The sequence below is a fragment of the Gordonia sp. NPDC003424 genome, assembly GCF_053588655.1.
Genome location: NZ_JBSFQJ010000004.1, coordinates 68,035 through 81,893 on the forward strand (window position 1 = coordinate 68,035; position 13,859 = coordinate 81,893).

A 13,859-nucleotide genomic window follows, 5' to 3' on the forward strand; every position below is an offset into this window, starting at 1 on the left:
GCCTCAGGAATCGACGCGAAACCGCTTGGTGCGTGCGGTGGCGCCGCCGACGAGGGCGATCTTGGACTTCGGGACGCCGAGATGCCCGGCCAGGATCTCGGCGACCGCCTTGTTGGCCCGGCCTTCGACGGCCGGTTCGCGCACGTAGATCGTCATCGACCCATCCGGACCGGTCTCCACGAGCGGCCCCTTGCGGCTACTGGGTTTCACCGTCACCACGACCTGCCTCGGCATGCGTCCTCCGCTTCCTAGTGCCAATCCCTCGAACGAGTCCCGACCCGAAGATCCAAGCGCTGCAATCGCTCTGCCACCACGGTCACCGCCCCCTCGGCGTTCTGCACGGTGCCACGGATCAGCAATGCCGATGCCGAGTGTGCCAGATTTCGGTAACGGTTCCACAACCCGACCGAACACACCACATTGACCATGCCGGTTTCGTCCTCCAGGTTGACAAACGTCACGCCCGACGCGGTCGCCGGGCGCTGCCGATGGGTCACCGCACCGGCCACCGTCACGCGGGAACCGTCGGCCACCGACAGCAATCCGTCGGCCGGTATCACCCCCATCGCGGTCAGTCGGGGTCGCAGGAATTCCGTCGGATACGACGTCGGGGTGATCCCGGTCGCCCAGGCGTCGGTCGCCGCCAGCTCGATGTCCGACAGCCCGGGCAATGTCGGCGTCCGGGCCGATGACGCGAGTGGTAGCTGATCGGCACGGACCGTCGCCGCCGCCCCGGCCTCCCACAGCGCCTGTCGCCGGCTGACGCCGAACCCGGAGAAGGCGCCCGCACCGGCGAGTCCCTCGAGTTGCCGGGCGCTCAGCTCGGCCCGGCGGGACAGATCGGTCACGTCGACGAAATCACCATCGGAATCACGGCATTCGACGATCCGTTCGGCGACGTCATCGCCCACCCCCCGCACCCCGGCGAGCCCCAATCGCACCTGCGTTCCCTCGCCTTCCAGCGTGGCGTGTGCCAGTGAACGATTGATGTCCGGCCGATGTACGACGACACCGTGCCGTCGGGCATCGGCCACCAGGGATTGCGGCGAGTAGAACCCCATCGGCTGCGCGCGCAGCAGTGCCGCGCAGAACGCCGCCGGATGATGCAGTTTGAACCACGACGAATAGAACACCAACGATGCGAAGCTCTGCGAATGACTCTCCGGGAAACCGAAATTCGCGAAGGCGGCCATCTTCTCGAAGATCCGGTCGGCGACCTCCCCGGTGATGCCGTGCAGTTCGGACATCCCGTCGTAGAACCGACGGCGCAACCGTTCCATCTTCTCCGTCGACCGTTTGGACCCCATCGCACGGCGCAACTGGTCCGCCTCAGAGGCGTCGAAGCCGGCCACGTCGACGGCGAGTTGCATCAACTGTTCCTGGAACAGCGGAATCCCGAGAGTCCGGTCGAGTGCCTTGCGCATCGACGGGTGTTCGACGGTCGGCTCCTCGATTCCGTTGCGGCGCCGGATGTACGGATGCACCGAACCGCCCTGGATGGGTCCGGGCCGGATGAGCGCCACCTCCACCACCAGGTCGTAGAACGTGCGCGGTTTCAATCTCGGCAGCGTCGCCATCTGGGCCCGCGACTCCACCTGGAAGACACCGACCGAGTCGGCCCGGCAGAGCATGTCGTAGACCTCGCGCTCGGTGAGATCCAGCGACGCCAGGTCGACGTCGATCCCCTTGTGCTCGGCAACCAGGTCGATGGCGTAGTGCAACGCCGAGAGCATACCCAGCCCGAGCAGGTCGAACTTGACGAGACCTATTGCCGCGCAGTCGTCTTTGTCCCACTGAAGGACACTGCGGTTCTCCATCCGCGCCCATTCGGTCGGGCAGACGTCGGCGATGGGCCGATCGCAGATCACCATGCCTCCGGAGTGGATGCCGAGATGCCTTGGCATGCCGAGGATTTCACTCGCCAGATCGGTGACGTCGCCGGGCGCCTCGTCGGGTGTCTTGCTCCAGGCGTCCTGCTGTCCGGTGGCGTACCCCAACGCCCGGGCCATGTCCCGGACCGCGGATTTCCCACGGTAGGTGATGACGTTGGCGACCTGCGCGCTGTAGTCCCGGCCGTAGCGCCGGTAGACGTACTGGATCGCCTCCTCGCGACGATCCGACTCGATGTCCACGTCGATGTCGGGGGGACCGTCACGTTCCGGCGCGAGGAACCGCTCGAACAGCAGCTTGTTGGCGACCGGATCGACGTTGGTGATCCCCAGGGCATAGCAGACCGCGGAGTTCGCCGCGCTCCCCCGGCCCTGGCACAGGATTTCGTTGCGTTTGCAGAAGTTCACGATGTCGGCGACCACGAGGAAGTACCCGGGAAAGGTGAGCGTCTCGATGATGGCGAGCTCGTGCTCGATCTGCCGATACGCCTGCGGATGCGCGGTCGGGGTTCCGTACCGATGCAACGCCCCGGCCATCGTCTGCTCGCGCAGCCAGCTGTTCTCGTCGTGACCGTCGGGGACGTCGAACGGCGGAAGCTTCGGGGCGATCAGGCCGAGCGCAAACGCACAGTCGGCGGCCAGCCCGACCGCGTTGTCGATGGCATCGGGGTGACCGGGCAGCAGGCGCGCCATCTCGTCGCCACTGCGCAGGTGGGCACCTCCGACGCCGGGCAGCCAGCCCTCGATGGTCTCGATGTCGGTGCGCGCCCGAACCGCGGCGACGGCCATGGCCAGTCGCCGGCGACGCGGCCCGGCGAAATGGGCGCCGGTGGTGGCCACCGTCGTGAGGCCGACGTCGCCGGCGAGGCCGGCCAGCAGTGCGTTGCGTTCGTCGTCGTCGGGCAGTCCCTGAGCGGTGAGTTCGACGGCCACGTTGTCCCGGCCGTAGCGGTCGACCAGATCGGTGAGCGCCGCCCGAGCCGCGCTCACGCCGCCACGGTCGAGAGCCCTGCGCACCGAACCCTTACGGCATCCGGTCAGGATCAGCCAATGCCCGCCCGCGGTGCCCGGGAGACGGTCCCGGTCATACCGCAGCAATCCCTTCTCCCCGGCGACCATGTGCGCATCGGCGATGGTCCGCGAGAGACGTCGATAGCCCTCGCTGTCGCGGGCGAGAACCAGCAGATGCTCCCCCGGTGGGTCCGGCACCCCGGTGCGGGTGACATCGGGTTCCAGGGACAGTTCCGCCCCGAATACCGTCGGCATACCGAATTCCCTTGCGGCTTCGGCAAATCGGACGATCCCGTAGAACCCGTCGTGGTCGGTGAGCGCAAGTGCGCGCAAATCCAGCCGCTGCGCCTCGGTGACCATCTCCTCGGGCATCGACGCTCCGTCGAGGAAGCTGTAGGCGCTGTGGGCATGTAGTTCGGCGAACGGGACCGCCGACCGCCCGCGCTCGATGTCGTCGGCGTGATAGGCGCCGCGCTTACGCGACCAGGCGGGGCTGTCGTTGCCGTCGCCGGGGCCGAACGCCTCGCCCGGCCGGCCACCGTCCGAAGGGCGGCCCGACAGCACGCGCTCCATCTCCGACCACGTCGGTGGACCCTGATCCCATCCCACACGACCAGTCTATAGAACATACGTTCGACACGACAGTCGGCGCCGCAGGTGTTCACGCGTCGCTGGTTGCCATCCGCCGATGTGAGTGTCACCCTATGACAGAAGGGTTCTTACTGAACGGTAAGAACGTGTCGCGAGCCACGTGCGCGGGAGAATGCAACCGACATCATGACCACCTACTTCATCACCGGCGGTACCGGATTCATCGGCCGTCGGGTCGTCGAGCGACTACGCGTCACCGAACCCGATGCCCGCGTCCTGGTGTTGGTCCGCGCGGCATCGATGCCGCGCTTCGCCGAGCACTTCGATGTCGACGGCGACTCCGATTCCCCGATCCCGGTCGTCGGCGACCTGACCGCACCGGGACTGGGCATCGCGACCGGCCAGCTGCCGCCCATCGACCACGTCGTCCACCTGGCCGCGATCTACGACATGGCGGCCGACGCCGAGAGCCAGCAGGCGGCGAATGTGGACGGCACGTCGCGTGTCGCCGACTTCGCACTCGCGCACGGCGCTATGCTCCACCACGTCTCGTCGATCGCGGTCGCCGGAGACCATCGCGGCACCTACACGGAGCACGACTTCGACACGGGCCAGGGATTTCCCTCGCCGTATCACCGCACCAAGTTCGAGGCCGAGAAGGTGGTACGGGAACGAGAAGGATTGCGCTGGCGCGTCTATCGGCCCTCGGTCGTCGTCGGCGACTCGCGAACCGGCGAGATGGACAAGGTCGACGGTCCGTACTACTTCTTCGGCAATCTGAAACACCTGGGTCACCTACCGTCGGCACTACCGCTGCCCATGCCCGACCTGGGCTCGGTGAACATCGTCCCGGTCGACTTCGTTGCCCAGGCGATCGTCGCGTTGATGACGGTCGACCCCACCCGCAGCGGCCTGGTGTATCACCTCGGCGATCCCCGACGACGGACCATCACCGCGATGTACAACGCGATCGCACCCGGCTTTCACGGCCCACGCGGATACGATGTGATCCCCAATCTCCTGGTCGAACCCTTCCTGCGCCTGGCCGGAACCGGGCCGTTGCGGGTGGGGCGGGACCTGCTCGCCGCCCAACAGGGCATACCGCCGGCATTGCTCGACACCCTTTCGCTGCCGGTGGACTTCCGATCCGACGAGACGCTCGCGGCGCTGCACGCGCACGGCATCTGCCTCCCCGATCTCGACGAGTACGGCCCGCGCCTGTACTCCTACTGGGCCGACCATCTCGACCCCACCCGGCACCGTCGGGACGATCCGCGCGGACCCCTCGTGGGCAAGCACATCCTGATCACCGGCGGATCGAGCGGCATCGGCAAGGCGACGGCACGGATGTGTGTGGCGCGAGGCGCGACGGTGTTCATCGTCGCCCGCGGTGCCGATGGCCTCGACGCGGCCGTGGCCGAGCTGAGCGCCACGCCGAGCAAGGAGGGCATCCCGCCGGGCCGCGTATTCGCCTATCCATGCGACATCACCGACGAGGCCGAGGTCGCCACGTTGATCAAAACCGTTCTCGCCGAACATGATCACGTCGACGTCCTGGTCAACAATGCGGGTCGGTCGATTCGGCGTGCGACGATCAACGCCACCGACCGCCAGCACGATTATCATCGCCTGATGGCGGTCAACTACTTCGGCGCGGTCAACCTCGTGCTGGGTCTGCTGCCGCACATGGTGCGACGGCAATCCGGGCATGTGGTGAACGTGACGTCGGTCGCGGTGCAGTCGCGGGGACCGCGATTCGGCGCCTACGCCGCATCCAAGGCCGCACTGGAGGCGTTCAGCGACGTCGTGCGCACCGAAAGCCTCACCGACCACGTGACGTTCACCAATGTCCGTCTGCCACTGGTCCGGACACGGATGATCGCACCGACCGAGGCCTACGACAACCAGGCTGGCATCTGGAGCGTGGACAAAGCCGCGGCGCGGGTGCTGCACGGCATCATCGACCGCCCGGAGCGCGTCGGTTCGCTGATCGGCGATCTGGCGGAGTTCGGCCATCGTCACGCTCCGCGGGTGACCACCCGCATCCTGCACCAGGAATTTCTGATGTCCGCCGAATCCGCTGCGGCGCTGGGCAAATCCCGGTCGTGACCGACACCCCGTTTCTTGCCGTCGACGTGACCCGCCTGGACCGTAACCTCGGCAGGATGGCGCAGCGGACGGCGGCCGCGGGCCTCGAGCTGCGTCCGCACGCGAAGACCCACAAGTGTGCGGAGATCGCCGAACGCCAACTCGCTCTCGGTGCAACCGGTTTGACCGTTGCGACCATCGGTGAGGCGGAGGCATTCGCGGATGCGGAGGCGTTCGCGGATGCGGCGGCGTTCGCGGATACGGCGGCGTTCGCGGATACGGCGGCCGATGCCGATGCGGGACGGGCAGACCTGTTCATCGCCTATCCCCTGTGGGTGACGGAGCACAAAGGGGCGCGGCTGCGCGCCCTGTCGGCCCGCGCCGGGTTGCGCCTGGCCGTCGACTCGGTTGCCGGCGCCGAGCGGCTCGCCGCCGAACTCCGCGATCACGACGTCGAGATCCTCGTCGAGATCGACTCCGGACAGCACCGGACCGGGGTCGCACCGGATGATGCGGGAGAAATCGCTGCCGCTGCACGGGCATCGGGCCTCGATGTGATCGGCGTGTTCACGTTCCCCGGCCACGGTTATGGACCCGGCGACGCTCGGCACATGGCTGCGGAACAAGAGGTCGACGCATTGGGGCGGGCAGCAGAACGATTGCGGGACAAAGGAATCGAACCGAGGGTCATCAGCGGTGGCTCGACGCCGACGGTGGCATTCGCCGATGGCGGCGTGCTCACCGAGGTGAGACCGGGGGTCTATCCGTTCAACGACGCGCAGCAGGTGGAACTCGGGTCGTGCGACTTCGACGACGTGGCACTGACCGCGGTGGCCACCACGGTGCATCGATCCGGTTCCCGCATCGTCACCGATGCGGGCAGCAAGATCCTCGGCGCCGACCGCCCGGTCTGGGCATCGGGTTTCGGTCGATTGCCCGACCATCCGCGGGCCCGGATTGTCGGCTTGTCCGAACATCATTCGGTGATCGAGTTCCCCGACGACACACCGTCGGCCATGGTCCCGGAACTCGGGTCGGTGGTTCGACTCGTGCCCAACCACGTGTGCACCGCGGTGAATCTCGTCGACGAGCTGGTTGCCGGGCACCCGGACGGTGCCGCGGCGCACTGGCCGGTGATGGCGCGCGGCGCGAACAGCTGACTGTTGCCCGGTAAGGCCGAGAAGGCCGCAGCCCGCTCCCGGAATCCGAGTCCGCTCCCTCGACCGACGGAGCGGATTCCGAACGGAGGAGCGGATCCCCCGCCGCCAGACCGCAAGGGTCACTCGTACACTCCCTCGACCACCCACCCCTCGTCGACATAGCTGAGCAGCAGTGCGCGGGAATCGTCGAGCAATACCTGCGCACGTGCCGTGATATCCCCGCCTTCGCCTGCCCGGCCGCCGAAGCCGGTCAGCCAAGGTCCGGCCCACCATCGCAATTCCCAGGTACTTCGTTGTCGACCAACCGTTTCCATCCGGATCGTGGTCGGTTCGGTCGAGAAGGCACCGCGGCCGGTGACCGCCACCGACTGCCCGGCGAGGTCGAGGACCTGTACCGGGGTCTTGAGCAGCACCGTCGGTGCCGGCCGCGGCAGACGTCCCGGCCAGGGCGCGCCCGGCGCCCGGTCGCCGACACGTTCGTCGCCGAGCGCGATCATGGTGATCTGTTCGCCGGGCCCCCGCCCACCACTCGGGATGGGGACCTGGACCGCGTCGCCGCCGAGCAACCCCTGCACGCGCACCAATGACCGTCGGGCACGCTCACCGATCTCCGGATCCTCCGGTAACCCATTGCCGCTCAACGTGTATTGAAGCGCTCCGGCGCTGACCACCTCGACCGGCTCGAGACGGAGCACACCGACCGGCGAGTCCGGCCTCCCCTCGGCACCGGACCGGCCGCCGGTCAGCCAGCCTTCGAGCTGCCAGCGAATCCGGTCGGCAGTCGCCTCCGGGGTCAGTGGCGTCGCACAACGCCAGGTCCGGGAATGCCGTTGGCCACGTTCGGTGATCGCCTCCACGGTGAGTCGGGTGCATGCCACCGCGGCGGCGGCCAACCGGTGCGCCAACTCATCCGCGAGCCGACGCCCCAGGAAGGCGGCGGCGTCCACGCGGTCGAGCGGCGGATCGCACGTGTGCTCGATCACCAGATCGACCGACGGCACCGCACCGGCCGGCGACCGGGACGGGCGGGCGTTGGCCAGTCGATGCGCGAGAACGGCATCGGCGGAGAAGCGGGTGGCGACATCGGTGATCGAGAGTGCGGCGAATGCCCCGATCGTGGAAACCCCCAGGCGCCGAAGCAGATCCACCAGCTCGGTGCGCGTCGGGTCACTCAGGCTGGGCTCGACGGCGAGATCGGTCACCGGCCGATCGGCCAGATAGTCGGCATCCCCACCCGGTTCCACATGGCGACCATGCCGGGCGGCGAGCGCCGCGGTGAACACCTCGTCGGCCACCCCCACCTGGCACTCCACCCCGATGGCGGCGACCGCATCGATCAACTTCTCGGCGACGGTCTCCTCCGTGCCGAAGTACCGGGTGGCGTTTCCCGACGGCACCACCAGCAGCCCCGGACGCAGCACCTCGACGACGGGGACCAGATCGGCCACCACCGACACCACCAGCTCGAAGACCCGGCCGTCACGGTTGTCGTCGGCGGCGACAACCGTCATCTCCGGGCAGGTCGACTGTGCTTGCCGTTTCCGCATCCCCCGGCGCACCCCGACCCGGCGGGCCGGTGCCGAACAGGCGATCACCCGATTCGCGTGCAACACCGCGATCGGCTGCCGTGGCGGGAGATCCGCATCGATCGCCGCCGCGGTGGCCGGCCAGTCCGGGCACCACAGGGCCAGCACACGTCCGGCGCTCATCAGTTCGCCACCGCCAACTCCGGTGCCCGACGATGCGGCACCGGCACCAACTCCAGCGCTCTGCTGTCGCCGAAACCGCTTGCCACCACATCGATCTCTCCGACATGCCGGCGTTCCCCGCGATCCGTGACGGCCACCTGCAGCGACATCCCGCCGATGCGGCCATACCCACGTGGCGCCGCGGCCAGGTCCGTCTCCCGGGTGTCGGCGGGGACGTGCCGATAGGTGAGCACCTCGGTGTCCAGCCTCAGATGCGCGCCCGGCCACCGCGCATCGGTCAACAGTGTCGACCCCTGCTTGCGCACCCGTCCCATCACCACCCGGGTCCGCGACGGCGGTACCGCGACCCCGGCCATGCCGAGCACCACCAGATCCATCCCGTCGAGCAGCACCCCGGCCACCTCGACCGGATCCACTCCCGGCTCCGGCACCGTGGCGATCCGCGACAGATCCCCACCCCACTCCACCACCGCCTCGAGATTGAGGGCCGGCATCCCCACGATCCCCACATGGGCACCCGAAACCGTGACCGCGGCGATCACCGACAGCAGGAGCGACCGGGCACCAGAGACCGTGACCACGCTGCCACGGGCGATGCCCCGCCTCGGCAACAGATCGGCCAATGCCGCCGGCACGGCCAGCATGTCCCCGGAACGATCCCGGACCTCGACGGACCGCTGATCCGGCCTGCCCGACATCACCGCGATCTGCCGGCGAAGTCGCTCGAGCTCAGGGTTCTCCCGAGCACCGACCACACCACTCATACATCCTCCTGACCTGCGTGTATCCGCAATCAGCACGCCGGGAAGATGCAAGCTGTTCGAACATGTTTTCGACTGAATTGATAGTAGGACGGCCCACCGACAACCGTCAACGCGTGCCGACCGAGGTGCTCAGAACAATGTGAGCGCCTGCTGCAACTCCGGTGCCGCGACCGTCTCGGCGACATCTGATGCCGAGTCCACGCCACCGGAACCGCGCGACGTCGACGACCCCGCCAGTCCGTACCGTTCGACGAGCGGAGCCAGCCGACCCCGAAGCCACCCCGAATACTCCGGCGACACGTACGCCCCACGGCCGTAGAGCCCGCGATACCGCCGCACCAGCGCCGGATGTGTCTGTGCCAACCACTCCATGAACCACGGCTTGGTCGCACCGCGCAGATGCATGGGAAAGGCGGTGATCCCGAACGCGCCGGCCTCGGCCAGGTCCGCCAACAGTCCATCGAGGTGCGCGACGGAATCGGTCAGATACGGGATCACCGGCGCCACCATCACGTGCGGGGTGAACCCCGCATCGGCCACCGCACGGATCAACTCCAACCGGGCACGCGGCGACGGCGTCCCCGGCTCGATCGCCTTCTGCAGATCGGCATCGCCGATCGCCAGCGAGATCGCGATACTCACCGGCACCTGCCGCGACGCCTGCCGCAGCAGCGGGAGGTCCCGGCGCAACAAGGTCCCCTTGGTCAGGACGGAGAAGGGGGTCGCGGATTCGGCGAGAGCCGTGATCACCCCCGGCATCAGCCGATACCGACCCTCGGCCCGCTGATACGGGTCCGTGTTGGTGCCCAGTGCGACCGTCTCCCGCGTCCAGGAACGCCGCCGCAACTCCTTGCGCAGCACCGCCGCGACATTGAGTTTCACCACCACCTGGGTATCGAAATCGCGCCCCGCGTCCAGGTCCAGATATTCGTGAGTGGGCCGGGCGAAACAATACCGGCACGCATGGGTACACCCGCGAAATGTGTTGACGGTGAATCGAAACGGCAGATGCGAGGCCTCCGGCACCTGATTGAGCGCACTCTTGGCCAGCACCTCGTGGAAGGTGATGCCCTCGAACTCCGGGGTCTGTACCGACCGCACCAATCCGGCCTTTCCCAGGCCCGGGAGTGCGCCGTCGTCGACCTCGATACCCTGGTCGGACCACCGCATGAGGCCAATTCGAACACGTGTGCGATGCCCTGTCAAGCCACCGTCGCCCACCACGGACAATCGGACACTCCCGACTATCATGCTGCCTATGTCGATCACCGATCCCGACGGCGCCGCGCGCCGCGACGGCCACCGGACACCAGGACCGCGGTACCTGGTGGCCGGTCGGTATCGGCTGCAGTCGCGCATCGGCGGTGGCGGCATGGGCACGGTCTGGCTCGCCCAGGATCAGCGCCTGCACCGCGAGGTCGCGGTCAAGCAGGTGGTGTCCACCGAAGGCCTGTCCGACGAGTCCGCCGACAGCATCCGGCAACGCGCCATGCGCGAGGGACGCAATGCCGCCAAACTGTCGCACCGCAACGCCATAGCAATGCAGGACGTCGCACTCGACGGCGGTGAGCCGTGGCTGGTCATGGAATACATGCCGTCGCGCAGCGTGGCCCAGATCCTGCACACCACAAGGACTCTCGACGTTACGCAGGCCGCGCAGATCGGTGCGCAGGTGGCCGACGCGATGGCCGAGGCGCACGCGGCCGGAATCATCCACCGCGACATCAAACCCGGCAACATCCTCATCTCGACGGCAGCGCGCAGCGCCGGACTGGTCAAGATCACCGACTTCGGCATCTCCCGCGTCAAGGACGAGGTCGCCGCCACCCAGAGCGGCGTGATCACCGGCACCCCAGCCTATTTCGCACCCGAGGTGGCCCGAGGTGCCGAGCCGTCGGAGGCCTCGGACGTCTACTCCCTGGGTGCCACCGTCTACACCATCGTAGAGGGCCAGCCCCCGTTCGGCGTGGACGACGACTCGCTCGCCCTCCTGCACAAAGTCGCACGCGCACAGATCAATCCGATGACCAAGGCTGGTGACCTCGCGCCCGTGCTGTTGCGCCTCCTCGAACCGAATCCCGCCAAGCGACCGACGATGGCGCAGGCGCGAGACCTCCTCGCCGGCGTCGCGGCCGGCCCTCGGCAGTCGCCTCAGCAGGTGCTCACCAGCCCACTCACCCGATCCGATGGCGGGGTTCCGTTGTGGGCGCAGCGTTCTCCGCGACTACCACGCACCGTCGACACCGTGGTGGAACCCGCAACGCCATGGCCCGCCGACGCAGGCACGGCGGCGGTCTCGTCGGATCCGCTGCCCACCGCGCTCGTGGTCGGACGGGCATCGGCCCCGGCGGCGGCGCACATCGAGCGCCGATCCGCCGCGCGGTCGCCGCTGTCTCCGAAAGTCGCTGTCGCCCTGGCTATCTTCGTGATCGTCTTGATCTTCGTGATCGCGATGGTGCTCTGATCACGGGCTGCACGGAGGCGTGCGACGGCGATCTCGATGCGCTCGTCGCTACGCTCCTCGCTTACTCGATCAGCGGGGAAAGTGCCCGACCTCGGGGAAAGTGCCCGACCTGCGGAGAACAGTGCCCAGCCCACGGAGGACGGTACCCGACCTGCGCCGAACCAACCTCACCCGATATGCCGGGTGGCCGCCCATCGAGTGAGGGCGTTGCGGTTGGACTGCTGGGTCTTGCGCAGCACGTTGGACGCATGGGTCTCCACGGTCTTGATCGAGATGAACAGCTCGTCGGCGATCTCGCGATAGGTGTAGCCACGCGCCAGCAGCCGCAGCACCTCGAGTTCGCGTTTCGTCAGCGAGTCGAGTTCGGGATCCAGCGGCGGCTCGGGGGCGGCGGATTTCCCGGTGAACGAGTCGAGGACGAATCCGGCCAGTCGCGGACTGAACACGGCATCGCCGTCGGCGACGCGGCGCACCGCGTCGGCGAGGTCCTTGCCGTCGATGGTCTTCGTCACATAGCCGCGCGCACCGGCGCGGATGGTCGCGATGACGTCCTCGGCGGCATCGGACACCGACAGCGCCAGGAACACCGGCGCTCGTTCGCCCATCGTGTCGGAGACCCCGCGGAGCACGGCGACGCCACCGCCGGCCGGCATGTGCACGTCGAGCAACACCACGTCGGGCGCCAGACGCACGATCCCGTCGACCGCCTCGGCGACGGTACCGGCCTCGCCGACCACGGCCAGTCCCGGTTCACCGGCCAATTCGGCACGCACCCCGGACCTGAACACGGCGTGATCGTCCACCAGGAACAGTCGGCAGACGGCGGGTTCGGTCATCGCTGTCCTTCCTGTTGAGGTTCGCCGTCGAGATGCGAATGCTCTTCTGCAGCAGCATTGTCGGTGTCGGAGTCGGGCCGCGCGACGCCGCGGCGCGGCAGCGTCAGGCGGACATTGGTGCCGCGCCCCGGCGTGGAGTCGACCGACGCGTCACCGCCCGCCCGCCGCATCCGGGCGCGGATCGAACGGGCGATGCCCTGGCGGTCCTCGTCGATGTCGCCGGGGTCGAAGCCGACGCCGCGGTCCCGGACGAACACCTCCACCTGATCGTCGGTCACCTCGCCGTACACGTCCACCTTGCGTTCGCCGGAGTGCTTCGCCGCGTTGATCAATGCCTCACGGGTGGCGCCCACCAGAGCACTGTATCGCCGGCGTTGGGCCGGCGGCTCGTCGTCCGGACGCAGATCGCCGACGGTGATCACGTCGACCTCGATCCCGTAGTCGTCCTCCACCTCGGCGCCGACACCGTCCAGGCTCGCCGACAGCGACCCCGCCCGCTGGGCAGGGTCGCCGAACAACCAGCCGCGCAGCTCGCGCTCCTGACTGCGGGCCAGCCGTGCGACCTCGTCGGGTTTACCGGCCTGCTTCTGGATGAGTGCGAGGGTCTGCAGCACCGAATCGTGCAGGTGCGAGGCGATCTCCTCGCGTTCGGCATTGCGGATCCGGGCGGCGCGTTCCTCGTTGAGGGCCCGCCACATCCGCATCCACAGCGGCACGGTGAGCAGGACCACCCCGATGAGGGTCGCGATCACGGCGAGCAGCGTGGTGGGCAGTGACCCGAAGCTCCGGTCGCCGGCCAGCACGATGACCACCAGGCCGCCGATCACCAGCATCGCGCCACCGATCAACCGGGTCCAGGTGAGCAGGGGCGCCCGCGGCGAGGTCCGGGTGGTGTCGAACTCGCGCCACACCAGGCTGGCGCCGACGACGACGAACACGAACGGCACGAGGTAGGCGGCCGGTGTCCCCGACGCGGCGAAGCCGACCACCGACATGGCGACCAGCCCGACCAGCGCGAGGCCGTAGGCCTGCCGTCGTTCCCCGGGGCGGGGTGGAGCGGTGTCGGTGCCGGGCGGACAGAAGAACCAGAGGAGCCCGTATGCCAGGACCCCGGCCCCGGCCAGGGCGGCGAGCACCATGAACACCACCCGCACGCGAAACGCGTCGACACCGAGGTGGTCGGCGACACCGCCCGCGACGCCCGCGATGACCCGGCCGCCGTCGCGGCGCACCAGCCGCGGCGCGGCGGCGGGCGATCGGGGTACGGGCACACCACTGCTCACCATTCGATAGTGGCACGGTCGGCCCGTACCGCACATCAGGGACGGTCTCAGGGTGTTCCCCCGA

The 13,859-nt window shown here is 68.3% G+C and carries 10 protein-coding genes; 3 read left to right on the top strand and 7 right to left on the bottom strand.

Annotated features, from left to right (window positions below):
* Positions 1–3: 3 nt before the first annotated feature.
* Positions 4–234, bottom strand: a complete 231-nt coding sequence (locus ACWDTI_RS07755) for a DUF167 domain-containing protein (protein WP_449737483.1) — start codon at positions 232–234, stop codon at positions 4–6.
* Positions 235–248: 14 nt separating this feature from the next.
* A complete protein-coding gene (locus ACWDTI_RS07760) occupies positions 249–3,509 on the bottom strand; it encodes an error-prone DNA polymerase (protein ID WP_449737484.1) in 3,261 nt (1,086 codons plus the stop codon).
* Positions 3,510–3,677: 168 nt separating this feature from the next.
* Here ACWDTI_RS07760 and ACWDTI_RS07765 point away from each other — a divergent pair, with 168 nt between their 5' ends.
* Both ACWDTI_RS07765 and ACWDTI_RS07770 read left to right on the top strand, forming a co-directional pair.
* Positions 3,678–5,600, top strand: coding sequence for an SDR family oxidoreductase (locus ACWDTI_RS07765; RefSeq protein ID WP_449737485.1), 1,923 nt, complete (start codon positions 3,678–3,680; stop codon positions 5,598–5,600).
* Positions 5,597–6,739, top strand: coding sequence for an alanine racemase (locus ACWDTI_RS07770; protein WP_449737486.1), 1,143 nt, complete (start codon positions 5,597–5,599; stop codon positions 6,737–6,739). Before ACWDTI_RS07765 ends, ACWDTI_RS07770 begins: the two co-directional genes overlap by 4 nt.
* 119 nt (positions 6,740–6,858) lie before the next feature.
* Here the strand turns inward: ACWDTI_RS07770 and ACWDTI_RS07775 are convergent, their stop codons facing one another.
* From ACWDTI_RS07775 to ACWDTI_RS07785, 3 genes are all read right to left on the bottom strand, one after another.
* Positions 6,859–8,448: a DNA polymerase Y family protein gene (locus ACWDTI_RS07775; RefSeq protein WP_449737487.1), complete on the bottom strand. Its 1,590-nt coding sequence runs from the start codon at positions 8,446–8,448 to the stop codon at positions 6,859–6,861.
* Positions 8,448–9,212, bottom strand: coding sequence for a hypothetical protein (locus ACWDTI_RS07780; protein ID WP_449737488.1), 765 nt, complete (start codon positions 9,210–9,212; stop codon positions 8,448–8,450). Before ACWDTI_RS07780 ends, ACWDTI_RS07775 begins: the two co-directional genes overlap by 1 nt.
* Positions 9,213–9,341: 129 nt before the next feature.
* Entirely contained in the window at positions 9,342–10,382 is a 1,041-nt protein-coding gene (locus ACWDTI_RS07785) for an Rv2578c family radical SAM protein (RefSeq protein WP_449737489.1), read from the bottom strand.
* A gap of 79 nt (positions 10,383–10,461) precedes the next feature.
* Here ACWDTI_RS07785 and ACWDTI_RS07790 point away from each other — a divergent pair, with 79 nt between their 5' ends.
* Positions 10,462–11,676 (top strand): serine/threonine-protein kinase, encoded by a 1,215-nt coding sequence (locus ACWDTI_RS07790; protein ID WP_449737490.1) that lies wholly within the window; start codon positions 10,462–10,464, stop codon positions 11,674–11,676.
* 167 nt (positions 11,677–11,843) lie between these two features.
* Here the strand turns inward: ACWDTI_RS07790 and ACWDTI_RS07795 are convergent, their stop codons facing one another.
* Positions 11,844–12,512 (bottom strand): LuxR C-terminal-related transcriptional regulator, encoded by a 669-nt coding sequence (locus tag ACWDTI_RS07795; RefSeq protein WP_449737491.1) that lies wholly within the window; start codon positions 12,510–12,512, stop codon positions 11,844–11,846.
* Positions 12,509–13,798: a PspC domain-containing protein gene (locus tag ACWDTI_RS07800; RefSeq protein ID WP_449737492.1), complete on the bottom strand. Its 1,290-nt coding sequence runs from the start codon at positions 13,796–13,798 to the stop codon at positions 12,509–12,511. The genes ACWDTI_RS07795 and ACWDTI_RS07800 overlap by 4 nt, the downstream gene beginning before the upstream one ends.
* Positions 13,799–13,859: the final 61 nt, after the last annotated feature.